This is a genomic window from Cellulomonas sp. P22, from assembly GCF_044392165.1.
Window position 1 is genome coordinate 190,906 of sequence record NZ_JBISBW010000003.1, and the last position, 23,571, is coordinate 214,476.

A 23,571-nucleotide genomic window follows, 5' to 3' on the forward strand; every position below is an offset into this window, starting at 1 on the left:
GATTCGCCGGCTAGACCCGTTCGGGCTTGTGGGGGCGGGCCAGCAGGAGCGGGGCCAGCTCGTCGACGGGCAGCCCCTCGTGGAGCACCTGGACCACGGCAGCCGTGATGGGCATCTCGACGCCGACCGAGCGGGCCAGCTCGAGCACCGAGCGCGAGCTCTTGACGCCCTCGGCCGTACCGCCGGTCGCGGCGATCGCCTCGGGCAGCGTCATGCCCTGACCGACGTGCACGCCGAGCGTGTGGTTGCGCGAGTCGGGAGACGCGCACGTGGCCATGAGGTCGCCCATGCCTGCCAGGCCGGGGAACGTGTCCGCATCGGCCCCGAGCGCCAGGCCCAGCCGCGTGATCTCGACCAGGCCCCGCGTGATGACCGTGGCCATGGTGTTGTAGCCGAGCCCGCGTCCCTGCGAGATGCCGACCGCGAGCGCGATGACGTTCTTGACGGCGCCGCACAGCTCGACGCCGACCACGTCGTCGTTGGTATAGGGCCGGAAGTACGACGAGGCGCAGGCCCGCGCGACGAAGCGGGCGGTCTCGGGGCTCGTCGAGGCGACGACCGTCGCGGTGGGCTGGTGCTCGGCGATCTCTCGCGCGAGGTTCGGGCCGGAGACGACGGCGACCTGATCGGCGGGCAGGTCGAGGGCCTCGGCGACGACCTGGCTCATGCGGCGGTCGGTCGCGAGCTCGACGCCCTTCATGAGGCTCACCGCGACCGCGTCGCGACCGAACGCGTCGCGCAGCGGCTCGAGCGTGGCGCGGGCGCTCTGCGAGGGGATGGCGATCGCGACGAGGTCGGCGCCGTCGAGCACGGCCCGGGGGTCGGTCGAGGCCGTGAGCCCGGCCGGCAGGGCGACGCCCGGCAGGTAGCGCTCGTTGCGGTGCTCGTCGGTGATCTGCGCACACGTCGCGGCGTCGCGACCCCACACGCGCACGTCGCAGCCCGCGTCGGCGAGCACGGCCGCGAACGTGGTGCCCCAGCTGCCCGAGCCCAGGACGGCGGCCCGGATCCCGGTGCCGCTCGCGCCCGCCGCGCTCGTACCTGCCGCGCTCGTGCCTGCCGCGCTCATGCCTGCCCCTGCGGACGGTTGCGTCGCGGGTCGAACCGCTCGACGGGGGCCCGCTCGCCCCGGATCTCCTCGAGGAGCGCCGTGATGGCCACCATGACCCGCTCGGTCGCCTCGCGCAGCGTCGCGGTGTCGAGCGGCCGCTCGTACAGGTCGTCGAGCACGACCGGGGGGCCCGCCACGACCGTGACCTTCTTGGGCGGCAGGGGCCGGAACATCTTGGAGTACCGCCCCAGCACGTCCTGGGCTCCCCACTGCGCCACGGGGACGACCGGGGCTCGCGTGCTCAGGGCGAGGCGCGCGACGCCCGTCTTGCCGAGCATGGGCCACAGGTCGGGCTCGCGCGTCAGGGTGCCCTCGGGGAAGACGGCGACGCACTCGCCGGCGTGCACGGCCTCGACCGCCGCGTCGAGCGACTGCCCGGCCTGCACGCTGTCGCGGTGCACGGGGATCTGGCCGGTGGCCCGCAGCACACGGCCCAGCACGGGCACCTTGAACAGCGAGGACTTGGCCAGGATCTTGGGCGCGACGCCGTTGTCGTACAGGAAGTGCGCGAACGTCAGGGGGTCGAAGTTCGTCATGTGGTTGGCCGCGGCGATGTACCCCCCCGAGGCGGGGAGGTGCTCGGTGCCGCGCCAGTCGCGGCGGGTGATCGCCAGCAGGACCGGACGGATCACGAAGGCGACGGCGCGGTAGGCGCGGTTGGAACGCTGCGGTGCTCGCACGGTCAGGGATGCTACCCGCCCGGCCCGGGCGCCCTCAGCCGGTCCCACCGGGCGGTGCGGTGGCACCGACGAGGATCTCGTCCCCCTCGGCGAGACCGTCCGCGAGCACAGCGACGAACCCGTCCCGCTGCTCCCCCACGTCGACCGCGAGGCGGGTGGGGCTGCTCCCGGCCGGGTCGGGCACCAGGACGTAGCGGCCGCGGGAGTCCTGGTGGACGGCGGCGACGGGCACCACGAGCTCCGCGGTGGGCGGCCGTCGTGCGGGGGTCACGGCGATCTGGGCGCCGTCGGCGAGCCCCGACTCGGCGGCTGCCGGCACCGCGACGACGACGTCGAGCGTCGCTGCCCCCTCGGTCGGCGCGACCCGCTCGACGACGCCGCGCGCGCCGTCACCGCCCGCGGCCGGGTTGACCTGGACCTCGGCGCCCACCCGGAAGTCGTCGGCCAGCGCGGCGTCGGCCCGCACGGTCAGGACCGGGGTCCCGCCCACGAGCTCGGCGACGCTGGTCTGGTCGGCGGGGAGGACGGTGCCGAGCGGGGTGATGCGCGTGACCATCGCCCCGGCGTCGGGCACCTGCGTGACCTCGTCGAGCGGCAGCCACGTCCCCGCTGCGTCTTGTGCCCGGCGGAGCTCGCGCCGGGCACGCTCGACGACCTCGTCGGCGGGCCCTGCCGCCGGGTCCGGGTCGTCGGCAGCGGACCGGCGTGCGAGCTCCACGTCGTCCCACGCCTCCTGCGCACGGCTCAGGGCCTCGGCGCGCTCGGCGTCGGGTTCGGGGGTCGTGAACCCCACCTGGGAGTAGAGGGCCGCGACGGCCTCAGCGGTGCGGGGGCCGTACACGCCGTCGACCTCGTCGGTGTACAGGCCGAGGTCCGCGAGCGCCCGCTGCACCTGCCACACGTCGTCGCCCGTGTCACCGGGGTGCAGCGAGCGGAAGAGCGGCAGCGAGGTGCTGAGCGCGATGATCGGGCGGCCCGAGACCCCCACGAGCAGGTCACCCGACGAGACGACGGTGCCGACGTCGGCAGGGGCCGACGTGACGACGGAGCGTTCGACGGGCGCCGCCAGGGTCGGCACCGCGACCTCCAGGACGGAGCCGCCTCGCAGCGTGCCGCGCAGCACCGGCACCTCCTGCTCCCACGCCCTGCGCTCCACGACCGCCGTCGTCACTGTGGTCGGGTCGGGCGAGCGCGTCGCGGGGTCGCGGCGTGCCGTGGGGCTCAGCAGGGCGCCGGCGACGAACGCGGCGCTCGCGGCGACCACCACGAGCGCGACCCACCGGGCCGACCGGTGCGGGGCTGCGACGCGTGCGTGCGAGGGGGGAGTCGACTGCACGGGGCCTCCCCACGCCGGAGTGCACGGACGTGGCCGGGGGGTGCCACGTCGCACGCTACCCCCGAACACCTCGGGCGGCGCTGCGGGAGGGACCGGCCCTCAGGGGTCGAGAACCTTGGCGTGCTGCACCACGTCGACGTCGAGCCCCATCACGGGGTGGACCGCATGCAGACCCGTCGAGGCCCAGCCCGAGCGCTCGTAGAACCGGCGTGCGCGGGCGTTGGTGGGCAGCACCCACAGCACGGCCTCGTGGTGCCCGAGCACCCTGAGCTCGTCCTCGGCGGCGGCCAGCAGGGCCGGGCCTGCGCCCGTGCCCCACGCGTCCGGCTCGACGTAGATCGCGTACACCTCGCCGTCGGGCACGCTCTCGAACGCGGGGCCCGCGTTGACGAAGCCGACGACGCGCCCGTCGAGCTCCGCCACGAGCTGGTGGGGGCGCAGCCCGTCGGCCAGCAGCCCGTCCCACCTCCGCTCCATGGTGGTCACGTCCAGGGCGTCGAGGACCGCGTCGGGCAGCAGGCCCCGGTAGGCGCCGAGCCACGCGGTGACGTGCACCCGCGCCAGGGCCGCCGCGTCCTCGGCACGCGCGCGGCGCACCTGCACCCGGGACGCGGCGGCCACGACGTCAGTCCCGGCTGAACTCGGCGCCGAGCGCCGTGAGCTTCTCGGTGAAGTGCTCGTAGCCCCGGTCGATCAGGCTGATGCCGCGCACAGCGGACGTTCCCTTGGCCGCGAGCGCCGCGATGAGGTGGCTGAAGCCGCCCCGCAGGTCGGGCACCTCGATGTCGGCGGCCGCGAGCGGGGTCGGGCCGGAGATGACGGCCGAGTGGTAGAAGTTGCGCTGCCCGAACCGGCAGGGGCGCCCGCCCAGGCACTCCTTGTAGACCTGGATCGTGGCGCCCATGCCGCGCAGCGCGTCGGTGAAGCCGAAGCGGTTCTCGTACACCGTCTCGTGCACGATCGACAGGCCCTTGGCCTGGGTCAGCGCCACGACGAGCGGCTGCTGCCAGTCCGTCATGAAGCCGGGGTGCACGTCGGTCTCGAGCACGATCGAGCTCAGGTCGCCGCCCGGGTGGAAGAACCGGATGCCCTCGTCGTCGACAGCGAACTCGCCGCCGACCTTGCGGAAGGTGTTGAGGAACGCCGTCATCTCCGGCTGGGTCGCCCCGCGCACGTAGATGTCGCCGCCCGTGGCGAGCGCCGCCGAGGCCCACGACGCCGCCTCGATGCGGTCGGCGAGCGCGGTGTGCTGGAAGCCGACGAGCCGGTCCACGCCCTCGATGCGGATCACGCGGTCGGTGTCGACCGAGATGATGGCGCCCATCTTCTGCAGGACGTTGATGAGGTCCATGATCTCGGGCTCGATCGCGGCGTTGGCGAGCTCGGTGATGCCCTCGGCGCGCACGGCCGTGAGCAGCAGCTGCTCGGTGGCCCCGACGCTCGGGTACGGCAGCGCGATCTTGGTGCCCTGCAGGCGGCGCGGCGCCCGGATGTGGATCCCGCCCTCGCGCTTCTCCACGACGGCACCGAACTGCCGCAGGATGTCGAGGTGGTAGTTGATCGGCCGGTCGCCGATCCGGCAGCCGCCCAGGTCGGGGATGAACGCCTCACCCAGCCGGTGCAGCAGCGGCCCGCAGAACAGGATCGGGATGCGGCTCGACCCGGCGTGCGCGTCGATGTCCGCGACGTGCGCCGACTCGACGTTCGACGGGTCGAGACGCAGCGTGCCCGCCGCGTCGTCGACCTCGACGTGCACGCCGTGCAGCTCGAGCAGCCCGGTGACGACCCCGACGTCGCGGATCTGCGGGACGTTGCGCAGCACGCTCGGGGTCTCGCCGAGCAGCGACGCCACCATCGCCTTCGAGACGAAGTTCTTGGCACCACGGACGGTGATCTCACCCGAGAGCGGGGTCCCGCCGTTGACGTAGAGGAGGTCGTTCATGCACCCATGGTGAACCATCAGGGTGCAAGGGATGAAACGGGACGCCTCCGGGGCCGCCCGCCCGCAGAACCTTCACCGCTGCGGCCTGCGCCGTTCCCGCAGGAAGCCCACCAGGTCCACCCCGACCGGGACCAGCATCAGGGCGAGGAAGCCCGCAGACATCGCCATGCCTGCCGACAGCGCCCGGTCCCAGTCCGCGCGCACGGTCGAAGCGGCCCCGCTCGCGCCCAGCACGGCGGCGAACACCGCACCCACGGTCGAGGTGCCCACCGTGGCGCCGACCCGCGCGGACGTCTGGCGCACCGCGTTGCCGCTCCCCGCCTCGTCGGCCGGCATCGCGGCGTTCATCAGGGCGAGGTTCATGGTCATCACGAGCGAGCCGCCCACGCCGATGCCGATCAGCGGCACCACCAGGCACCACAGCAGCGTCGCGATCCGGTCGCCGAACACCTCCGCCAGGCCCCAGGTGATGAGTGCCCCGACCACCATCAGCACCACGCCGATCAGCTGCACCACCCGTGGGCGGCCCGACCCGCGTCGCCCGATGATCGGGGCCGCGACCGCGGCACCGACCGCGACCGGGAGCTGCATCGCCCCGGCCTGCACCTGGCTCAGGCCGAGGCCCGAGCGCAGGTAGAGCGTCAGCACGTAGAACAACGCGGTGTAGCCCGCCATGTAGGCCACGTTGAGCCCAGCGCCCGTGCTGTACGCGCGCTTGGCGAACAGCCGGAGGTCGACCACCGGATCGCCTCCGCGGCGGTGCACCCGTTGCTCCCAGGCCGTGAACACGGCGAACAGCACGACGGCACCGGCCAGGCTGGCCACCACGACGCCTGCGGGGAGGTCGCTGAGCTCGAAGACGGGGACGAGCAGCGCCGCGAGCCCCGCCCACAGCAGTGCCACGCCCACCACGTCCGCACGACCGGAGACGGTGGCGGGCTTCGGCTCCGGCAGCCACCGGGCGCCACCGGCGATCACGAGCAGGCCGATCGGCACGTTGACCCAGAAGACCCACCGCCAGCCCGAGGGGCCACCGCCCAGCTCGGCCAGGACGCCCCCGATGAACGGGCCGACGGCGATCGCCGCGCCCGCGACGGCCTCGTACCACCCGAACACGCGCGCCCGGGAGGGCGCCGGCACGAGGTCGCGGATCAGCGCCGTCGCCTGCGGGTTGAGGAACCCGGCGCCGAAGCCCTGCACGAGACGGGCGACGAGCAGCACCTGCGCGTCGGGAGCGGTCGCCGCCACCAGGCTGCCGGTGGTGAACACCGCGGCGCCGGTGAGGAACGTGGGCCTGCGTCCCCACACGTCACCGAGCCGCCCCGTGACGACCATCGCCAGGCCGTAGGCGAGCAGGTAGCCGGAGACGACCCACTGCAGGTCGCTCGTGGTGGCTCCGAGGTCGCGCCGCAGGTCGGGGAGGATCGAGTTGACCGTGGTGACGCTGATGATCGCCAGCGCGACGCCGACCTCGACGACGGCGAAGCCGGGGCCCCAGCGGGCCGCCACGGTCAGACCCGCCCTTCGGCAGCAGGGGGCGCCTCACGGGGGGCGACGCGCGGTGCCACGGCCATGCGTCGACGGTAGGCCGGTGGCGGGCCGCCCGCGCGGGGGCGGCCCGTGGGCGACGACGAGCCGCCCGCCTGCGTGACGCCTGTCAGACGGTGCGGGTGGGGCCCAGATCGACGGGGACGCCCACGGGCCGGGCCGCCTGGATCTCGACGGTCGGCAGGTGCTTGGCCGGCAAGGTCTTCGGGCGCCATGCGGCGCGTGAGGCCTCGAACTCCGTGATGTCGGCCTCGTGCTGGAGGGTCAGACCGATGTCGTCGAGGCCCTCGAGCAGACGCCACCGCGTGTAGTCGTCGACCTGGAACGGGACGACCACGTCGTCGCACACGATCGTGCGGCTCTCGAGGTCGACGGTCACGGCGGTGCCGGGACGGGTCTCGAGGATCTTCCAGATGAGCTCGATGTCCTCCTGCGACGCCTGCGCGGCGAGCAGGCCCTGCTTGCCGGAGTTGCCGCGGAAGATGTCGGCGAAGCGTGCCGAGACGACGACCTTGAAGCCGTAGTCCTTGAGCGCCCACACGGCGTGCTCACGGGACGAGCCGGTGCCGAAGTCGGGGCCCGCGACCAGGACGGAGCCGGAGCGGTACGCGTCCTGGTTGAGGACGAACTCCGGGTCGCCGCGCCACGCGGCGAACAGGGCGTCCTCGAAGCCCGTGCGCGTGACCCGCTTGAGGTACACGGCAGGGATGATCTGGTCGGTGTCGACGTTGCTGCGGCGCAGCGGGACCCCGACGCCGGTGTGCTGGGTGAACTTCTCCATGGTGCGTCTCTCGTTCTCGTGGGGCCGTCAGGGTCAGACGAGCTGCAGGTCGTCGAGGGGGCTGCCGTCGGGGGCAACGACGTCCGGGCCCAGGTCGGAGACCGACGAGAGCGTGCCCCGGATGGCCGTGGCGGCCGCGACGAGCGGCGAGACGAGGTGCGTGCGTCCGCCCTTGCCCTGGCGACCCTCGAAGTTGCGGTTCGACGTGGACGCCGAGCGCTCCCCCGGGGCCAGCTGGTCGGGGTTCATGCCCAGACACATCGAGCAGCCCGCGTTGCGCCACTCCGCGCCGAAGTCGAGGAAGATCCGGTCGAGCCCCTCGGCCTCAGCCTGCAGGCGCACGCGCGCCGATGCCGGGACGACGAGCACGCGCACCGAGTCGGCCTTGGTGCGGCCCTTGACGAGCTTGGCCACGGAGCGCAGGTCCTCGATGCGACCGTTCGTGCACGAGCCGATGAAGACCGTGTCCACGGCGATGTCCCGCAGCGGCATGCCGGGCGTCAGGCCCATGTACTCGATGGCGCGCTCGGCGGTCTGGCGCTCGTCCGCGTCCGCGATCTCGGCGGGCACGGGGACGTTCGCCGACAGCGGCAGGCCCTGGCCCGGGTTGGTGCCCCAGGTCACGAACGGCTCGAGGTCGGACGCGTGGAGCACGACCTCGGTGTCGAACTGCGCGTCGTCGTCCGAGCGCAGCGTCTTCCAGTACTCGACGGCCTCGTCCCAGTCCGCACCCTCGGGCGCGTGCGGACGGCCCTTGAGGTACTCGAACGTGGTCTCGTCGGGGGCGATCATGCCGGCGCGGGCACCCGCCTCGATCGACATGTTGCAGACCGTCATGCGGGCTTCCATCGACAGCTTGCGGATGGCCTCGCCGCGGTACTCGAGCACGTAGCCCTGACCGCCGCCCGTGCCGATCTTGGCGATGATCGCCAGGATGATGTCCTTCGACGTGGCGCCCGCGGGCAGCTCGCCGTCGACGGTGATCGCCATGGTCTTGAACGGGGTCAGCGGCAGCGTCTGGGTCGCGAGCACGTGCTCGACCTCGCTCGTGCCGATGCCGAACGCGAGGGCACCGAACGCGCCGTGCGTCGAGGTGTGCGAGTCGCCGCACACGACCGTCAGGCCGGGCATCGTCAGGCCCAGCTGCGGGCCGACCTGGTGGACGATCCCCTGGTCCGCGTCGCCGAGCGAGTGCAGGCGCACGCCGAACTCGGCGGCGTTGTTGCGCAGCGTCTGGATCTGGGTCCGGCTCGTGACGTCCGCGATGGGGCGGTCGATGTCGAGCGTCGGGGTGTTGTGGTCCTCGGTCGCGATCGTGAGGTCGGGTCGGCGCACCGGGCGTCCCGCGAGCCGCAGCCCCTCGAACGCCTGCGGGCTCGTGACCTCGTGCACGAGGTGCAGGTCGATGTAGAGGAGGTCCGGCGCGCCGTCGCTGCCGCGGCGCACGATGTGCGCGTCCCAGACCTTCTCTGCCAGCGTGCCGGCCATGTCGTGTCCTCTCGCGTGTCCCTTTGGGGGGTTACGGGGTGGTATCCGTTCGAGCTACTTGCGTCTCAGCCTACGAGACGGCAATATCGACCTATGGACAACTCTAGCGGAGTCGGCGTGCTGGACAAGGCCGCGTCCGTCCTCAGCGCCCTCGAGGCGGGCCCGGCGACTCTCGCCCAGCTCGTCACCGCCACTCATCTCGCCCGCCCGACGGCTCATCGGCTCGCCGTAGCCCTCGAGCACCACCGGCTCGTCGCCCGCGACATGCAAGGCCGATTCGTGCTCGGCCCGCGTCTCGCGGAGCTCTCCACCGCCGCCGGTGAGGACCGGCTCCTCGCGGCCGCAGGGCCAGTGCTGACAGCGCTGCGCGACCACACCGGCGAGAGCGCCCAGCTCTACCGTCGCCAGGGTGACCAGCGTATCTGCGTGGCCGCCGCGGAACGGCCGATCGGCCTGCGGGACTCGATCCCCGTGGGCGCGACCCTCACGATGCAGGCGGGCTCCGCGGCCCAGATCCTGCTCGCGTGGGAGGAGCCCGACCGCCTGCACCGCGGGCTGCAGGGCGCCAAGTTCACGGCCACGATCCTCTCGGGCGTGCGGCGGCGCGGCTGGGCGCAGTCGGTGTCCGAGCGCGAGGTCGGCGTCGCGTCCGTCTCCGCGCCCGTGCGCGGCCCCTCGGGACGCATCGTGGCGGCCGTCTCCATCTCCGGACCGCTCGAGCGGCTGTCGCGCCAGCCCGGCCGTCTGCACGCCGGCGCGGTCGTCTCGGCCGCCAACCGCCTCACCGAGGTGCTGCGCCGCACGGGCGAGTAGCGCAGACCAGACCCGACCAGCAGGCCGAGGACCGCAGGACGGCACGACCGTCCTGCGGTCCTGCTGCGTCCGGCCCCGGTGCGGGGCGGCTCACGGTGCGGGCCGGTTCGTGGTGCAGGGCCGTGCGCACGCGCGGACGATGGCAGGACGACCGCTGCCGGAGGTGGGAACCGTGACCGAACGTCCAGAACGCCCGCGCTCGCCCGAGCCGGAGCCCCGGGCCCCCGACCCGCACGCCCCCGCGACCGTCGACGGCTCGCTGCGGCTGGTCAAGGGGTTCAGCGACGCCGAGCGTCCCGAGATCGTCGCCAAGCTGCACCGCCTCGAGCCGCTCCTGGAGGGCTACACGGCCGAGCAGGTCGACCTGGCCCTGGACCGCAAGGACGCGACGCACCGCGGCCAGGCGGTCACGCTCGTGGTCAGCATCGCGGGCTACCCCGAGCTCGTGGCCGACGCGGAGGACGAGGACGTGGACCGCGCGCTCGGCAAGGTCCGCGACGAGATGGACCGTGAGCTGCGCACCCGGAAGAACAAGCGCGAGCAGCACGAGCGCGACCCGTACCGTCGCTGACGCGCGTCGTGACACAGATCACGTCAGCCCGTGGCGCCGGGCCCCGCGGGCACGAAAAAGGCCCGGTCATCTCGCGATGACCGGGCCTTGACGTACCCCCGACCGGATTCGAACCGGCGCTACCGCCGTGAGAGGGCGGCGTGCTAGGCCGCTACACAACGGGGGCCTGCAACACTTGAGCCAGCATCCTGCGAGTTTCCTCGTCGGCTGCCGGGTGACAACTCTACCGGATGTTCTCCGGAGCCTTGCCAACCGCTGGGGTACCAGGACTCGAACCTAGACTAACTGAACCAGAATCAGTCGTGCTGCCAATTACACCATACCCCATGGGGGTAAGGACCTCCGCGCCGATACCGCCCTCCACCGGGTCAAAGACCTGGTCTCAGCGGCATCCCGTGGATGCCCCACCGGTCGAGAACATTACCGGAACGACGGGGCCTCACCAAACCACGCCTCGAGCGGTCGCCGGCCGACGACCCCGGCCCGCGAGGCCGAGGCCGGGCCTGACCCGCATCAGAGCCCCAGCAGCCCCGGGATCTCGCCCAAGGAAGTGACGACCATCACGCCCTGGTTCACCGCCGCATCGACGTCCGCAGCGTCGACGAGGCGACGCCGCGGTCCAGGTCGGTCCAGCCAGATCCCCCGGAGCCCGGCCCGCACGGCGGCCACCGCGTCCCCGTCGAGCTCGTCCCCCACGTAGACGGTGCGCGCGGGCTCGGTGCCCAGGCGCCGGCACGCCTCGAGGAACACCTCGGGGTGCGGCTTGCCGAAGCCGAGGGTGTCGACCCCCACGAGCATCGGGACACGGTCGCCGAGGCCCGCCCGGGCGAGCTTGCTCGCCTGGTAGGCGCTCCCGGCGTTCGACAGGGCACCGACCGCCAGCCCGGCCTCGAGCAGCAGGTCGACGACCTTCTCGGCGTCCTCGATCGCGGTCCACGACGACGAGAACCCCTGCTCGAACAGCTCGTCCCAGGCCGCGTAGGCCACCTCGTCGAGCTCGGGCCCGCCGAACGCGTCGTGCAGCGCGTTCGCCCGGGCGTGGCGCTGCTCTCGGTAGCCGACCCGTCCGTCCGCGTACGCCTGGAAGTGGTTGCCGGCGTCGGCCCGCCAGGCCGCAAGGACCTCGTGGTCGCGGTCCGGCCCCACCTCGGGCAGGTAGCGGCGCGCGATCCCCGCGAGGGCGGGCCCGAACGCCCCGCGCGTGTCGACGAGCGTGTCGTCGATGTCGAACAGCACTCCGTCGACGGTCATGGCGTCCTTCCTCCGGTCGTCGTCTGGTGGTCGGGGGTGCGGGGCGAGGCCCGGCCGGCGCGCCCGACCCAGCCGCCGGGCACCTCGCGCCGCACGCCCGAGCGGGTGGCCCAGCGGGCCGCGAGGAACGCCGCGCCCGCGAACGCGAGCACGTCGAGCACCACGACCCAGGGTGCGGCCTCGGTGGCCGCCAGCGAGTCCGCCAGACCGCCGTACGCGATGGCGAGGGCGAACGCGGCGACGTTGTTGACCGTGTGCACCGCGATCGACGCCTCGAGCCCGCCCGTGCGCCACACGAGCACGCTCGCGACGAGCCCGAACGCGAAGCGGTCGGCGAACAGCCACGGGTCCTGGCTGCCGTGCGCGAGCGCGAACACGGTGGCCGACACGAGCGCGGGCAGCACGAGGGCCACGAGGGGTCGCGCGCACCAGCTGCCGATGGCCTGCGTGAGCCAGCCGCGGAAGAAGTACTCCTCCCCGGCGGCCTGCAACGGGGTCGTGAGCAGCACCACGAGGGCCAGCGCGGCCCACCGCGGCTCGGGGTCGAACGCCGTGAGGTCGCCGAGCGTGCCCGTGAACGCGGCGTCGACCACGACCGTGACGAGCAGGGCGGGCACGAGCACGAGCGCCGCCCGCGCCGCCGAGCCGAGCAGCACCCTCCACCGCAGCCGGCCCACGACCGACGACACGTAGCCGGGGCGCCACCGGTGCCCCACCCGCACCGCGAGCATGGCGACCGGGATGCCGGCCGCGAGCAGCAGGTTCGTCGCGAGCATGCCCCACGGCGTGACGAACCACGCGTCGTCGGGCAGGTCGAGCAGGCCGGTCCCGCCGGTGGCCATCGCCACGACGGCGAGCACCGCGAGGACGAGCACGACCGTGAGGAGACCCACGAGGCCGGTGCCCAGCACCACCGCGAGCCCCACCAGCGGCCGCCACCAGCGGTGCCACGGACCACGCAGGGCCTGCGGATACGCCCGCGGCCCCCCTGCCGCGGCAGGACCGGGCAGAGGGGCCGCAGGCGTCGTCACGGGTGCGGGCGGCAGGCCGTCAGAGGCTCGCGCGGAGCGCCGCGATGCGGACGAGCGTGGACTTCTTGCCGAGGATCTCCATCGACTCGAACAGCGGCGGCGAGACCCTGCGCCCCGAGAGCGCGGTGCGCAGCGGCGTGTAGGCGAACCTCGGCTTGATGCCGAGCCCGTCCACGAGGGCCGCCTGCAGCGCGGTCTGCGTCGCCTCCGTGGTGAACGCGTCGACGGGGATCGCCTCGAGAGCCGCGGTGGCCGCGTCGAGCACCGCGGGGGCCTCGTCGCGCAGCCCCGCGCGGGCGTCGTCCTCGACCACGACCGCGTCGTCGGCCGCGAAGAAGAAGCCGAGCATGCCGGGCGCCTCGCCGAGCAGCGTCATGCGCTCCTGGACCAGCGGCGCCGCGACGTCGAGCAGCGCACGGTGCTCGGGGGCCAGGTCCGCGTACGACCCGGCCGGCACGAGGCCCGCGGCGTGCAGGTACGGCACCAGACGGTCGCGGAAGTCGTCGGCGGCCAGCAGGCGCACGTGCGCCGCGTTGATGGCCTCGGCCTTCTTGAGGTCGAAGCGAGCCGGGTTCGGGTTCACGTCCGTGATGTCGAACGCCGCGACGAGCTCGTCGACCGAGAAGATGTCGTTGTCGGGCGAGATCGACCAGCCGAGCAGCGCGAGGTAGTTCAGCAGGCCCTCGGGGGTGAACCCGCGCTCGCGGTGCAGGAACAGGTTCGACTCGGGGTCACGCTTGGAGAGCTTCTTGTTGCCCTCACCCATGACGTACGGCAGGTGCCCGAACACGGGCATGACCGTCGCGACGTCGATCGCGAGCAGCGCGCGGTACAGCGCGACCTGGCGGGGCGTCGACGAGAGCAGGTCCTCGCCGCGCAGCACGTGGGTGATCCCCATGAGCGCGTCGTCCACCGGGTTGACCAGCGTGTACAGCGGCTGCCCGTTGCCGCGCACGATCACGAAGTCGGGCACCGAGCCGGCCTTGAACGTGATGTCGCCGCGCACCAGGTCGGTGAACGTGATGTCCTCGTCGGGCATCCGCAGGCGCAGCACCGGGTCGCGCCCCTCGGCGCGGTACGCGGCCTTCTGCTCGTCGGTCAGGTCGCGGTCGAAGCCGTCGTAGCCGAGCTTCGGGTCGCGGCCGGCGGCACGGTGGCGGGCCTCGATCTCCTCGGGGGTCGAGAACGACTCGTACGCGAAACCGGCCTCGAGCAGCCGACGCGCGACGTCGCGGTAGAGGTCCATGCGCTGCGACTGGCGGTACGGCTCGTGGGGGCCACCCACCTCGACGCCCTCGTCCCAGTCCAGCCCGAGCCAGCGCAGCGCGTCGAGCACCTGGAGGTAGCTCTCCTCGGAGTCGCGCGCGGCGTCGGTGTCCTCGATGCGGAAGACGAACGTGCCGCCCGTGTGCCGCGCGTAGGCCCAGTTGAACAGGGCCGTGCGGATCAGCCCGACGTGCGGGGTGCCCGTGGGCGACGGGCAGAAGCGGACACGGATCGCGGAGCCGGTGGGCGTCTCAGAGGCAGCAGAAGTCACGGCCCCAGCCTAGCCACCGCGCCGCCCCGACCCCGCGGCACCCGCTGCGGGGTCGGGCGCGGAGGTCAGGCGCGGCGGATGACCGGGTTGCGCAGCGTGCCGATGTCCTCGACCTCGACCTCGACGATGTCGCGGTCCACGATCGGGCCCACGCCCGCGGGCGTCCCCGTGAGGATCACGTCGCCGGGCAGCAGCGTGAAGATCTCGGAGACGTACGAGACCAGGTACGCGACGTCGAAGACCATCTGCGACGTGCTGCCGTCCTGACGCAGCTCACCGTTGACCCGTGCACGCACCGCGAGGTCCGCGACGTCGAGGCCGGGCACGATCCACGGTCCGATCGGGCACGACGTGTCGAAGCCCTTGGCGCGCGTCCACTGCGGGTCGGCGCGCTGCGCGTCCCGCGCCGTGACGTCGTTGGCCACGGTGTAGCCGAACACCTGGTCGAGAGCCCGCTCGAGGGTGACGTTCTTGGTGACCTTGCCGATCACCACGGCCAGCTCGGCCTCGTGGTGGACGTCCTCGGTCCAGTCGGGAAGCACGATCGGGTCGTCGGGCCCGATCACCGAGGTGTTGGGCTTGAGGAACAGCAGCGGGGCGGACGGCAGCTCGTTGCCCATCTCGGCGACGTGCGCGGCGTAGTTGCGCCCGACCCCGACGATCTTGGACCGCGGGATCACGGGGGCGAGCAGCCGCACCCCGTCGTCGTCGAGCGGGATCCGCTCACCGGTCGGCTGGACCGGGGTGTAGATGGGGTCTCCGGTGATGACGACCAGCTGCTCGGAGCCAGCCTCTCCGTCGACCAGGGCGTAGCGGGGGTCGTCCCCCGTGGTGAACCTCGCGATGCGCACGTCCCCACCCTAACCAGCGGGCGGCGGGTCAGACGCGCGCGAGGACCTCGCCGTGCAGGATCGAGAACCAGCCGTCCTCGGCCCGGCCCCAGTCGCGCCACGCCTCGGCGAGGTGCTCGAGGCCCACGTCGTCGGCCAGGCCGTACTCGATCGCCTGCGCGGCGAAGTTCGACGCGACAGCACGATCGGCCCACAGGCTCGACCACCAGGTGCGGTCCTCGGGGGTCGCGTAGCACCAGACCCCGGCGCCGGGGGCGATGCCCGCGGGGTCGAACCCGGCCTCGCGGACCCAGCCGAGCAGCCGCCGGCCCGCGTCGGCCTCGGCGTGGTTGGCCTGCGTGACCTCGTGGTAGAGCGCGAGCCACTCGTCGAGCCCCGCGGACGGCGGGTACCAGGTCATCGCGCCGTGGTCGGCGTCGCGGACCGCGACGTAGCCCCCGGGGCGTGCGACGCGCCTCATCTCGCGCAGCGCGGCGACGGGGTCGGTGAGGTGCTGGAGCACCTGGTGGGCGTGCACCACGTCGAACGACGCATCGGGGTACGAGAGCTCGTAGACGTCCCCCACCACGAACGACACGTTCTCGGCACCCGCCTCGGCCTGGGCCTCGCGGGCCGCCTCGATCACGGCCGACGAGCGGTCGAGCCCGATGACCTCCCCCGGGGCGATGCGTGCGGCGAGGTCGATCGTGATGGTGCCCGGACCACAGCCGACGTCGAGCACCCGCAGGCCCGGGCGCAGCACCGGGAGGAGATAGCCGGCCGAGTTCTCGGCGGTGCGCCACCGGTGCGAGCGCAGCACGCTCTCGTGGTGACCATGGGTGTAGACGTCCTGCGGGGCTTTGGTGCTCACGTCGCACTGTAGACCGATCGGGTGTCCGCGTTTCAAGCCTTGGACCGATCCGTCTCTCATCGCAAGATTCGTCGCGGTTCCACGCCCGCGCCACCGGCAGGCTGCCGGGAGGCCGCCACGACGACCGGCGTCCGCGCTCGGGTGGCGCGCCTACCCTGGTCGGGTGACAGCGCCCACCGAGACCCAGGCGCTCGCGCCGAGCACCTGGCTCCCCCGGGCCGCCGCGCACGCGACCCGCGCCGACGAGCTCACCGCGGGGCACCGGGCGCGTCGGGCGGCCGGCGAGCGGCACCCGATCGACGACTTCCTCTACGACTACTACAACGTCAAGCCGTCGCTGCTGCGCCGCTGGCACCCGGGCGCAGGCATCTCGCTCGCCCCGAGCGCCGAGGGTCCGGCCGAGCACACCGGCTGGCGCTGGTACCGCACCGCCGCCGACGGCACCGTGGGGCTCGACGTCGACGCGTTCCTCGCCGACCGCGGCGACCTGGTGCGCCACGTCCACGCCCTGCTTGCCGCGACCGCCGCGCGCACTCCCCTGACCGGCTGCTTCGGGCTGCACGAGTGGGCCATGGTCTACCGGCAGGACGACACCCGCCGACGCCACTCGCTCCCCCTGCGGCTCGGCCGTGAGGGCACCGACGCCGTGGTCGAGCAGCACCCCGTGCGCTGCACACACTTCGACGCGTTCCGCTTCTTCACCCCCGACGCGATCCCGCTCAACCGCACGACGCTCACCCGCGAGACGCAGGTCGCGACCGAGCAGCCCGGCTGCCTGCACGCCAACATGGACAGCCTCAAGTGGGCCCTCAAGCTCGGGCCGGCCGTGCCCGGCGAGCTGCTGCTCGACTGCTTCGAGCTCGCACGCGACATCCGCACGCTCGACATGCAGGCGTCGCCCTACGACGTCACCTCGCTCGGCGAACGAGCGGTCGCGATCGAGACGCCCGAGGGCAAGGCCGAGTACGTCGCACGGCAGCGGGAGTTCGCGGCCCGCACCGCTGTGCTCCGCGACCGCCTGCTCGACGTGTGCGCGCAGGTCCTCGGGACGTCTGCGCAGCCGACGCGCCCGACTCGCCTACCGGACGAGCAGGAACAGCAGGGCCAGGCCGATGACCACCGGGAGCAGTCCGAGCAGCAGTGACCGGGCCGAGGCGGGCACCGTTCGGGGGCCGTCCCTGAAGCTCGCGCCCACGGGGTTCTGGTTGAGGCGGGGCGCTCCCCCAGCGGCCGCTCGTCCTGTCCCGGACCCCGGTCGTCGCCTGACTGCATGTCCGCCCCTGTCTCGGGTTTCCTGGCGCCGCCCAGCGTGTCAGCGCGCGGCAGGCGCGTCCACACCCTGTGACTTCTCTGAGGCGATATGGTCCCTCTATGACCGCCACGCTTGCTGTTTCGATGATGCGCCTCCATCAGGGGGCTTAGTCATCGCGCACTCGTGACGCTCAGGCCCTCGCTCTGCGGGGGCCTTCTTCTGTTCCTGGCCTCCGCGCCCGCCCAGGTGTCCACGTGACACCGCGCCCCGACGGAGGACTCACGATGAACGACCTGTACATCACCACCTCGATCCCCTACGTGAACGGCAGCCCGCACCTGGGCCACGCCCTCGAGCTCGTCCACGTCGACGTCCTGGCCCGGCACCGACGACGCCGAGGCGGCGCGGTCCGGGTGCAGTCCGGGACGGACGATCACGCCATCAAGAACGTCAGCGCTGCGGCCCGCGCGGGCGTCGCGGTGGCCGACCTGGTCGCGACGAACGGCGACAGGTTCATCGAGCTCGCGGCTGCGCTCGGAGTGAAGACCGACGAGTTCCTTCGCACCAGCAGCGACCCGCGGCACGCGCCCGGCGTCACCGCCCTGTGGGATGCCTGCAGGGCCGCTGGCGACATCTACCAGAAGGACTACGTCGGTCTGTACTGCCCTGGCTGCGAGCAGTTCTACGCCCTCGACGAGCTTGTCGACGGTCTGTGCGCAGAGCACCGGGCGCCGGTCCACGAGGTCATCGAGACCAACTGGTTCTTCCGCCTGTCCCGCTACCGCGACGAGCTCGTCGAGCTCATCAGCAGCGGCACGCTGGCGGTCGAGCCCCGGCAGCGTCGCAACGAGCTCCTCGGCTTCCTCGCCGGCGAGGTCCACGACCTGTCCGTCTCCCGTCCGTCCGCACGGGCCAACGGATGGGGCATCCCCGTCCCCGGCGACCCGGACCAGGTGGTCTACGTGTGGTTCGACGCCCTCGCCAACTACCTCACGGGCCTCGGCTACGGCACCGACGACGCCGACTACCAGCGATGGTGGGCGCCCGACGTCGAGAACATCCACGTCATCGGCAAGGGCATCGCTCGCTTCCACGCGGTGCACTGGATCGCGTTCCTGCTCTCCGCAGGTCTCCCTCTCCCCACCCGCGTCCTTGTGCACGACTACCTCACGGTCGACGGGTCCAAGATCGCCAAGAGCGGAGCACAGGCCGCCGACCCGACCACAGTGGTGCGAAGCCACGGCGCGGACGCTCTGCGCTGGTGGCTGCTGCGCGACCCGTCCCCGGTAGGGACGACTGACTTCACCGAAGAGCGCCTCGTCGCCTGCTACAACCGTGACCTGGCCAACGCCCTCGGCAACCTCGCCTCACGCACCCTGACCCTCGCTGGCCGGGAGCGGACCTGGCACCCGGCACCCACACCAGACGTCGGGGACGACCTCCGCGCAGCCGCGGATGCCCTGCCCGCCACCATCGACGCGGCACTCGCCCGCTACGACTTCAGGACCGCGTGCGAGGCCGTCGCGGGACTCGCTGAAGAGGGCAACAGGTTCATCGAGAACGAGGCTCCGTGGCGCCTGGCCAAGGCCGCCGACAGTGGAGACACCGAGGCAGCCGCCAGGTTCGAGGCCGTCATCGACACCCTCCTGCACATCTGTCAGGTCGCGGCAGACGAACTAGAGCCGTTCGCACCCGACGGCTCCGCCCGGCTGACCGACCAGCTGGCCGCACCCGCCGGCACCCCGACTCCTGCCTTCCCTCGTGTCGTCGCCTAGACGCCAAGGCCGAGCATGACGTGCGGCGGCGGGAGTCCGCAGAGCGGGCCGCACATGTCCGCACGCGCCTTCTCGAGTTGAGCGACGGGCTCCCGTGAACGTGCGCCCTCGTCCGCGATGTCTGAACGTGGGCTGTGGATGTCAGCAACTGCCTGACAGCCGCTGGACCTGCGGCTAGCGTCGTCGTCGCCAGGGGGCACGGGGGTGTTCCCGCGCATCACAAGGGGTGGCGCGGATGTCGACGACGAGATGCGCGAGACCTGCCGTGCTGGCCGCAGTCATGCTCGCGGCGATCGCCCTGACGGGTTGCTCGGCCGGTCAGGACGAGGGCGGTCCGGTGACGATCGGGGTCCGGGATGCTTCAGTCATCCAGCCTGTTGGCTTCGACGAGATCGCCGCCGGCGACTGCATCGGGGGAACCGGACCGATCGACGGGAAGGCGCCGTCGGTCTCGTGCGACGAAGCGGGAGCGATGCCGGTGCAGGCCGTCGTGGTGCTGGGTGAGGACGCCCCTGCCGAGCGACCCGCACCGAGCGTGGTGAACGGGTACGCGATAGCCGCGTGTCAGGACACCTTTCAGCAGTACGCCGACGACCTCGGGGTTCCCCTCACGGGTCTGCTCCAGATCACGGTCATCTCTGACACCGACTGGCAGGGGCCCCAGACGCCGGTCGTGTGCGCGGTCTCGGGCACCGAGTGAGTGCGGCGGTCGAGTTCAGCGCCGTGTCGGTCGACCGCCGTGGCCGTCGTCTCGTCGACTCGGTGACGTTCGCCGTGCCCGCGGGCACGGTGCACGCGCTGCTCGGCCACAACGGTGCGGGCAAGACCACCTTGATGCGCGCCCTGAGCGGTCTGGTGCCGGTGGCGAGCGGCAGCATCCGCACGAGCAGCGAACCGTCGGTGCTGTTCGTGGGCACCCGGCTGCCGGGTGATCTGGCCGTCGCCCAGATCCTCGAGCACCGGCGTCGCCTTCTGGGTTCAGCCCCCTCGGCCGTGGCGACCGCCGTCGAGCACACCGGGATCGCACCGTTCATCGACCGCCGGGCAGGCGCCCTGTCGACCGGGATGATCCAGCGGGTCGCCATCGCGACGGCGCTCATGGCCGACGCGCAGACCATCGTCCTCGACGAACCCACGACGGGCCTGGACCCGCAGGGCGTCGATGCCCTGCTCACCCTGATCCACGGTCTGCGCGACGAGGGGCGGACCGTCATCATCTGCTCGCACGACCTGGCACAGCTCGAGCTCGTGTGCGACGGGGTCACGTGCCTGCGCGACGGGCAGCTCACCGCCCACGGCACGGTCCGCGACGTCGCTGACGACCTGCCCGCTCCGGGACACGTCCTGCGCACCTCGGACGACGCGCAGGCCACCAAGATGCTCCTGGCCGCCGGCATCGACAGCACCGCGACCGCACGAGGCATCCAGGTGGGGCCCACCGCCACGCTGTCGACAGTGCTCTCAATCCTCGTCGACCAGGTGGAAGTCACCGAAGCCACCGTCGACCACGGGCTCTTCGCGCGCATCTACGCGAAGTTCGCCTCCGCACCGGAACGCGGCCGGCCGCGCAGAAGGGGTCGAGCATGAACCAGGCATTGAGTGCGGAGGTCTACCTCCAGCTGCGTCGCCGCACAGTCGTGGTGGTCGCCTCGACGGTGCTCGGGCTGGTGGCGGTGTTCGTCGGCTTCCGGTTCATCACCAGTACGGCGGACACCGGCCCCGCGGTCCAGGCGGCGACCGAGCTGGCCGCCACGCTCGCGGCGCAGACCGGCGCGCCCATCGACCCCGGTGCCACCTACGCCGAGCCCCGGTACATGTTCGCCAGCCAGTACCCGTACGACCTCGCCGGCGCAACAGTCGCGATCGCCCTGATCACTGCGGTCGGCGGCGCGATCCTGGCCGGAGGGGACTGGCGGACCCGAGCCGTCGGGGTCACGTTCCCCGACTGGCGGCGACGCGCACGACCGGCCGCGGTACGGATCGTGGTGTGGGCCGCGCTGAGTGCGGTGCTCACGCTCGTCGCGCTGATCGCGCTCAGCGGGCTCCTCTTCCTGACGGCCGCCCTCAGGGGATCGACCTCGGGGGCCGACGCACTCACGATCGCCTTCCTGGTGGGACGCGGAGCCGTGCTCGGTGGTCTGGGTGGTCTCGTCGGTGCGTCCGCGGCGACGGTGCTGCGGTCCGACGTGCTGGTCGTCGTCGCCGTCCTCGCGTACGTGCTGGTGGTGGAGACGCTCATGCCGGCGCTCCTGCAGAACGGATGGCGCACACCGGGCAGCAGACTCATCGACCTCGTCATCTCGCCCGACCCTGGCAGAGAGCTCTCCCTGGCGTGCGACGTCCCGAGGTGTGCCGATCCCCTGGCAGCGGGGCCCGGGCAGCTGACCCCGTACCTGCTCGCCTGTGGCCTCGGCCTGCTGCTCGTCCTGGCGGGCGCCCGCGCGGCTCGTCGCCCGATCTGGACCTGACCAGCGGCCGCTCGCGGCTCAGCGCCGCGTCGCTGCACCCACCCCGCTTCTGTCCGTGGGCGGGGCGGCAGGCAGCAGGACGGCACGGAGCTCGGTCCGGGCGCGTCCGTAGCGGCTGCGCGCGGTCGACGCCGGGATGCCGAGGATCTGGGCCGCCTCGGCGAGGGTGAAGCCGTCCCAGTGGACAGTGCGGACGAGCTCGGCCAGGTCCGGGTCGAGGCGTGCGATGGCGTCGCGCACCTCGAGCCCCTCGTCGGCCCCGCCGTGGTGCACCGGGTCGGCGGGGCGCTGCTGGCGGAGCCGGTCGGCCAGGCCCAGCCGTCGACGCTTGCCGCGCTGGACGTTGAGGACCACGTTGCGGGCGATGCCGAACAGCCACATGCGCGCGCCCTGCCCGTCGGCCGGCAGGTCGTCGCAGCGCCGCCACGCCGCGACCATGACCTCGCCGAGCGCGTCCGGGGCGTCGTCGGCCCCGACCCGCCGCTCGAGGTACCGCAGCAGGTGCGACGCGTTCAGGCTGAGCGCGTCGATGAGCAGCGCGTCGGTCCGTTCGCGGTGCGAGCTCACCACTTGGCGCCTGGGCAGTGCGCCTCGCCCATGAGGCTGAGGTCCGTGTCGGGGCCGAAGCCCCGGCGCTCGAGCTCGCCGAACACCAGGTGAGCCACAGCCTGGGAGACGGCCTGCTGGTACTCGGAGTCGGGGCTCGGGTAGTACTCGCTGGGGTACTCCGCCCGGTGACCCTCGAAGGTGCGCTCCTCCGTGCGCATCTGGGTGATCGCGCCGTCGACGTCTGCCAGGGCGAGGACGTCGTGGGTGCTGACGTACTCCTGCAGGGCCTCGACCCGCGCCTGATCGGAGCTCTCGACGTTCCCCAGTCGCTGCTCGCAGACGGCACCGCTGGGCAACGTGTAGGTGAGGGTGGCATCGGGCTCCTGCGCCCAGGGCGACCAGGGCAGGTCGACCCCGGTGACCGCCGCCGCGGCGACACCCACGCCGCCGAGCCCCAGCCCCAGGGCCGCGGCGAACCCAGCCGTGCGCCGTGCGGTCCGCGGCCAGCGCACGGGCCGCGCCTCGCCCCGGGCCGCGAGCGCCATCTGGTGCAGCGCCTGCCCGTCCGCCTGTGCGGCGAGCATGGTCGGCGGTGCCGACCTGTCCAGCAGCCCGTCGAGGCGGGGGTCGTCGTCGTGCGTGGCGGTGTCCATCACGGCTCCTTCGTCAGGTGGTCCCTCACCCCTGACATGTCCACCACCACGTCCTGACGACGACGCGTGTCACGACCAGTCGAGGAACGGCTGCCCGGCCGTCACGTGCGCGCCCGGCTCGTGGTGCCGTGCGAGCGACCCGGGCTCGGCCTCGAGCACCACGACGGGGCACACCGCCGAGCGGCCGCCCTGCTCCACGACGGCTGGGTCCCACGTGACGAGGAGCTGCCCGGCCTCGACCTGGTCGCCCTCCGCGACGTGCAGCGCGAAGCCCTCCCCGCCCAGCTGCACGGTGTCGATGCCGAGGTGGACTAGCACAGCCGCACCGGTGCCGGACTGCACGACGAACGCGTGGGGGTGCAGCTTGACGACCTGGCCCGCGACCGGCGCGAGCACAGTGCCGCCTCCGTCCTGGTCCGGCGCGATCGCGAGGCCGGGCCCGACGAGCTCGGCCGAGAACACGGGGTCGTCGACGTCCGCGAGCGCCGTGACGGTCCCGGACACCGGCGCGAGGAGCGTGACCTGGGCCATCAGCGCAGGTCCTCGATGTCCGACGCGAGGGTGTCGGCCTCCGGGCCGACCACCACCTGCACGGCGTTGCCCGACGTCACGACAGCGACGGCACCCGCGGCCCTGAGCGCGCGGACGTCGACCAGGCCGGCCTCGACGACCTCGACGCGCAGCCGGGTGATGCAGGGCTCGAGGTCGAGGATGTTGGCGTCACCGCCCAGGCCCCGGACGATCTGCGCCGCCTTGCTCGTCCCGTGCACGTCCGCGCTCACAGGAGCTCCTCGAGGTCGGTGGCCAGCGTATCGACGCACGGCCCGACGACCACCTGGACCACGCGTCCGGAGATCATCACCCCATAGGTCCCGGCGGCTCGCAACGCGGCGACGTCCACCAGTCCGGGCTCCTTGACGAGCGACCGGAGCCGCGTGGTGCACGGCTCGATCTCCTCGATGTTGGTGACCCCGCCGAGCGCGGCCAGGATCGCTGCGGCCTGGCTTCGCTGGCTGTCCACCACGTCGTCGTGCGGGCTGCCCACCACGTCCATCGTCGCCACCTCGTCGTCGAGTCGGTCGTC

At 72.8% G+C, this 23,571-nt stretch carries 25 protein-coding genes and 2 tRNA genes; 7 read left to right on the top strand and 20 right to left on the bottom strand.

What is annotated here, in order from left to right:
* Window positions 1–10 precede the first annotated feature (10 nt).
* The 8 genes from ACGIF2_RS03925 to leuC all read right to left on the bottom strand — a co-directional run bounded on the left by ACGIF2_RS03925 (window position 11) and on the right by leuC (window position 8,886).
* Window positions 11–1,069 carry an NAD(P)H-dependent glycerol-3-phosphate dehydrogenase gene (locus tag ACGIF2_RS03925; RefSeq protein ID WP_396043698.1) on the bottom strand — a complete coding sequence of 353 codons (1,059 nt, stop codon included), beginning with the start codon at window positions 1,067–1,069 and terminating at the stop codon, window positions 11–13.
* On the bottom strand, window positions 1,066–1,791 hold the full coding sequence (locus tag ACGIF2_RS03930; protein ID WP_396043700.1) for a lysophospholipid acyltransferase family protein: 726 nt from the start codon (window positions 1,789–1,791) through the stop codon (window positions 1,066–1,068). Before ACGIF2_RS03930 ends, ACGIF2_RS03925 begins: the two co-directional genes overlap by 4 nt.
* A 34-nt stretch (window positions 1,792–1,825) precedes the next feature.
* The gene (locus ACGIF2_RS03935) at window positions 1,826–3,127 is read right to left on the bottom strand and encodes a peptidoglycan-binding protein (RefSeq protein ID WP_396043702.1); all 1,302 of its coding nucleotides are present in this window, start codon (window positions 3,125–3,127) and stop codon (window positions 1,826–1,828) included.
* A gap of 99 nt (window positions 3,128–3,226) precedes the next feature.
* Window positions 3,227–3,748, bottom strand: coding sequence for a GNAT family N-acetyltransferase (locus ACGIF2_RS03940; protein WP_396043704.1), 522 nt, complete (start codon window positions 3,746–3,748; stop codon window positions 3,227–3,229).
* 4 nt (window positions 3,749–3,752) lie between these two features.
* Window positions 3,753–5,069 carry a UDP-N-acetylglucosamine 1-carboxyvinyltransferase gene (murA, locus tag ACGIF2_RS03945; protein ID WP_396043707.1) on the bottom strand — a complete coding sequence of 439 codons (1,317 nt, stop codon included), beginning with the start codon at window positions 5,067–5,069 and terminating at the stop codon, window positions 3,753–3,755.
* Window positions 5,070–5,141: 72 nt separating this feature from the next.
* Window positions 5,142–6,578 (bottom strand): MFS transporter, encoded by a 1,437-nt coding sequence (locus ACGIF2_RS03950; RefSeq protein WP_396043709.1) that lies wholly within the window; start codon window positions 6,576–6,578, stop codon window positions 5,142–5,144.
* 148 nt (window positions 6,579–6,726) lie between these two features.
* Window positions 6,727–7,398, bottom strand: a complete 672-nt coding sequence (gene leuD, locus ACGIF2_RS03955) for a 3-isopropylmalate dehydratase small subunit (protein ID WP_396043711.1) — start codon at window positions 7,396–7,398, stop codon at window positions 6,727–6,729.
* A gap of 33 nt (window positions 7,399–7,431) precedes the next feature.
* The gene (gene leuC / locus ACGIF2_RS03960) at window positions 7,432–8,886 is read right to left on the bottom strand and encodes a 3-isopropylmalate dehydratase large subunit (protein ID WP_396043713.1); all 1,455 of its coding nucleotides are present in this window, start codon (window positions 8,884–8,886) and stop codon (window positions 7,432–7,434) included.
* 93 nt (window positions 8,887–8,979) lie between these two features.
* Here leuC and ACGIF2_RS03965 point away from each other — a divergent pair, with 93 nt between their 5' ends.
* Both ACGIF2_RS03965 and ACGIF2_RS03970 read left to right on the top strand, forming a co-directional pair.
* Window positions 8,980–9,699, top strand: coding sequence for an IclR family transcriptional regulator (locus ACGIF2_RS03965; RefSeq protein WP_396043715.1), 720 nt, complete (start codon window positions 8,980–8,982; stop codon window positions 9,697–9,699).
* Window positions 9,700–9,871: 172 nt separating this feature from the next.
* On the top strand, window positions 9,872–10,270 hold the full coding sequence (locus ACGIF2_RS03970) for an HPF/RaiA family ribosome-associated protein (RefSeq protein ID WP_396043717.1): 399 nt from the start codon (window positions 9,872–9,874) through the stop codon (window positions 10,268–10,270).
* A 93-nt stretch (window positions 10,271–10,363) separates the two neighbouring features.
* On the opposite strand, the gene ACGIF2_RS03975 is transcribed toward ACGIF2_RS03970, so the two are convergent.
* The 7 genes from ACGIF2_RS03975 to ACGIF2_RS04005 form a co-directional block, all read right to left on the bottom strand.
* Window positions 10,364–10,436 (bottom strand) — tRNA-Glu (locus ACGIF2_RS03975).
* A gap of 89 nt (window positions 10,437–10,525) precedes the next feature.
* Window positions 10,526–10,597: transfer RNA gene (locus tag ACGIF2_RS03980), tRNA-Gln, on the bottom strand.
* Window positions 10,598–10,783: 186 nt separating this feature from the next.
* Complete coding sequence (locus tag ACGIF2_RS03985; protein ID WP_396043719.1) at window positions 10,784–11,521, bottom strand: HAD family hydrolase; 738 nt, start codon at window positions 11,519–11,521, stop codon at window positions 10,784–10,786.
* On the bottom strand, window positions 11,518–12,447 hold the full coding sequence (locus ACGIF2_RS03990; RefSeq protein WP_396043721.1) for a lysostaphin resistance A-like protein: 930 nt from the start codon (window positions 12,445–12,447) through the stop codon (window positions 11,518–11,520). The genes ACGIF2_RS03985 and ACGIF2_RS03990 overlap by 4 nt, the downstream gene beginning before the upstream one ends.
* Window positions 12,448–12,571: 124 nt before the next feature.
* A complete protein-coding gene (gene gltX / locus ACGIF2_RS03995) occupies window positions 12,572–14,089 on the bottom strand; it encodes a glutamate--tRNA ligase (RefSeq protein WP_396043723.1) in 1,518 nt (505 codons plus the stop codon).
* Window positions 14,090–14,154: 65 nt separating this feature from the next.
* Entirely contained in the window at window positions 14,155–14,940 is a 786-nt protein-coding gene (locus tag ACGIF2_RS04000; RefSeq protein ID WP_396043725.1) for a fumarylacetoacetate hydrolase family protein, read from the bottom strand.
* A gap of 28 nt (window positions 14,941–14,968) precedes the next feature.
* On the bottom strand, window positions 14,969–15,790 hold the full coding sequence (locus ACGIF2_RS04005; RefSeq protein ID WP_396043727.1) for a methyltransferase domain-containing protein: 822 nt from the start codon (window positions 15,788–15,790) through the stop codon (window positions 14,969–14,971).
* A 163-nt stretch (window positions 15,791–15,953) separates the two neighbouring features.
* Between ACGIF2_RS04005 and ACGIF2_RS04010 the strand changes: the two genes are divergently transcribed.
* The 5 genes from ACGIF2_RS04010 to ACGIF2_RS04030 all read left to right on the top strand — a co-directional run bounded on the left by ACGIF2_RS04010 (window position 15,954) and on the right by ACGIF2_RS04030 (window position 21,285).
* On the top strand, window positions 15,954–16,934 hold the full coding sequence (locus ACGIF2_RS04010) for a 3-methyladenine DNA glycosylase (RefSeq protein ID WP_396043729.1): 981 nt from the start codon (window positions 15,954–15,956) through the stop codon (window positions 16,932–16,934).
* Between the two features lie 392 nt (window positions 16,935–17,326).
* Entirely contained in the window at window positions 17,327–18,817 is a 1,491-nt protein-coding gene (locus ACGIF2_RS04015; protein ID WP_396043731.1) for a methionine--tRNA ligase, read from the top strand.
* A 235-nt stretch (window positions 18,818–19,052) separates the two neighbouring features.
* Window positions 19,053–19,517, top strand: coding sequence for a hypothetical protein (locus ACGIF2_RS04020; RefSeq protein WP_396043733.1), 465 nt, complete (start codon window positions 19,053–19,055; stop codon window positions 19,515–19,517).
* A complete protein-coding gene (locus tag ACGIF2_RS04025) occupies window positions 19,514–20,404 on the top strand; it encodes an ABC transporter ATP-binding protein (RefSeq protein WP_396043735.1) in 891 nt (296 codons plus the stop codon). The genes ACGIF2_RS04020 and ACGIF2_RS04025 overlap by 4 nt, the downstream gene beginning before the upstream one ends.
* Window positions 20,401–21,285 (top strand): hypothetical protein, encoded by an 885-nt coding sequence (locus tag ACGIF2_RS04030; protein ID WP_396043737.1) that lies wholly within the window; start codon window positions 20,401–20,403, stop codon window positions 21,283–21,285. The genes ACGIF2_RS04025 and ACGIF2_RS04030 overlap by 4 nt, the downstream gene beginning before the upstream one ends.
* 18 nt (window positions 21,286–21,303) lie before the next feature.
* Here the strand turns inward: ACGIF2_RS04030 and ACGIF2_RS04035 are convergent, their stop codons facing one another.
* The 5 genes from ACGIF2_RS04035 to ACGIF2_RS04055 all read right to left on the bottom strand — a co-directional run bounded on the left by ACGIF2_RS04035 (window position 21,304) and on the right by ACGIF2_RS04055 (window position 23,541).
* Window positions 21,304–21,852, bottom strand: coding sequence for an RNA polymerase sigma factor (locus ACGIF2_RS04035; protein WP_396043740.1), 549 nt, complete (start codon window positions 21,850–21,852; stop codon window positions 21,304–21,306).
* Window positions 21,849–22,487 (bottom strand): hypothetical protein, encoded by a 639-nt coding sequence (locus ACGIF2_RS04040; protein ID WP_396043742.1) that lies wholly within the window; start codon window positions 22,485–22,487, stop codon window positions 21,849–21,851. The genes ACGIF2_RS04035 and ACGIF2_RS04040 overlap by 4 nt, the downstream gene beginning before the upstream one ends.
* 69 nt (window positions 22,488–22,556) lie before the next feature.
* Window positions 22,557–23,018, bottom strand: coding sequence for a PTS glucose transporter subunit IIA (locus ACGIF2_RS04045; protein WP_396043744.1), 462 nt, complete (start codon window positions 23,016–23,018; stop codon window positions 22,557–22,559).
* On the bottom strand, window positions 23,018–23,269 hold the full coding sequence (locus ACGIF2_RS04050; protein ID WP_396043746.1) for a PTS transporter subunit EIIB: 252 nt from the start codon (window positions 23,267–23,269) through the stop codon (window positions 23,018–23,020). Before ACGIF2_RS04050 ends, ACGIF2_RS04045 begins: the two co-directional genes overlap by 1 nt.
* Window positions 23,266–23,541, bottom strand: coding sequence for a PTS transporter subunit EIIB (locus ACGIF2_RS04055; protein ID WP_396043748.1), 276 nt, complete (start codon window positions 23,539–23,541; stop codon window positions 23,266–23,268). The genes ACGIF2_RS04050 and ACGIF2_RS04055 overlap by 4 nt, the downstream gene beginning before the upstream one ends.
* Window positions 23,542–23,571 lie beyond the last annotated feature (30 nt).

Bases quoted from the DNA above. Each gene is read 5' to 3' on its own strand.
- ACGIF2_RS03925 (WP_396043698.1), bottom strand. From the start codon at position 1,069: ATGAGCGCGGCAGGCACGAGCGCGGCAGGTACGAGCGCGGCGGGCGCG.
- ACGIF2_RS04040 (WP_396043742.1), bottom strand. From the start codon at position 22,487: ATGGACACCGCCACGCACGACGACGACCCCCGCCTCGACGGGCTGCTG.
- ACGIF2_RS04030 (WP_396043737.1), top strand. From the start codon at position 20,401: ATGAACCAGGCATTGAGTGCGGAGGTCTACCTCCAGCTGCGTCGCCGC.
- leuD (WP_396043711.1), bottom strand. From the start codon at position 7,398: ATGGAGAAGTTCACCCAGCACACCGGCGTCGGGGTCCCGCTGCGCCGC.
- ACGIF2_RS04020 (WP_396043733.1), top strand. From the start codon at position 19,053: ATGTCGACGACGAGATGCGCGAGACCTGCCGTGCTGGCCGCAGTCATG.
- ACGIF2_RS04045 (WP_396043744.1), bottom strand. From the start codon at position 23,018: ATGGCCCAGGTCACGCTCCTCGCGCCGGTGTCCGGGACCGTCACGGCG.
- ACGIF2_RS03985 (WP_396043719.1), bottom strand. From the start codon at position 11,521: ATGACCGTCGACGGAGTGCTGTTCGACATCGACGACACGCTCGTCGAC.
- ACGIF2_RS03965 (WP_396043715.1), top strand. From the start codon at position 8,980: ATGGACAACTCTAGCGGAGTCGGCGTGCTGGACAAGGCCGCGTCCGTC.
- ACGIF2_RS04055 (WP_396043748.1), bottom strand. From the start codon at position 23,541: ATGGACGTGGTGGGCAGCCCGCACGACGACGTGGTGGACAGCCAGCGA.
- leuC (WP_396043713.1), bottom strand. From the start codon at position 8,886: ATGGCCGGCACGCTGGCAGAGAAGGTCTGGGACGCGCACATCGTGCGC.
- murA (WP_396043707.1), bottom strand. From the start codon at position 5,069: ATGAACGACCTCCTCTACGTCAACGGCGGGACCCCGCTCTCGGGTGAG.
- ACGIF2_RS04015 (WP_396043731.1), top strand. From the start codon at position 17,327: ATGAACGACCTGTACATCACCACCTCGATCCCCTACGTGAACGGCAGC.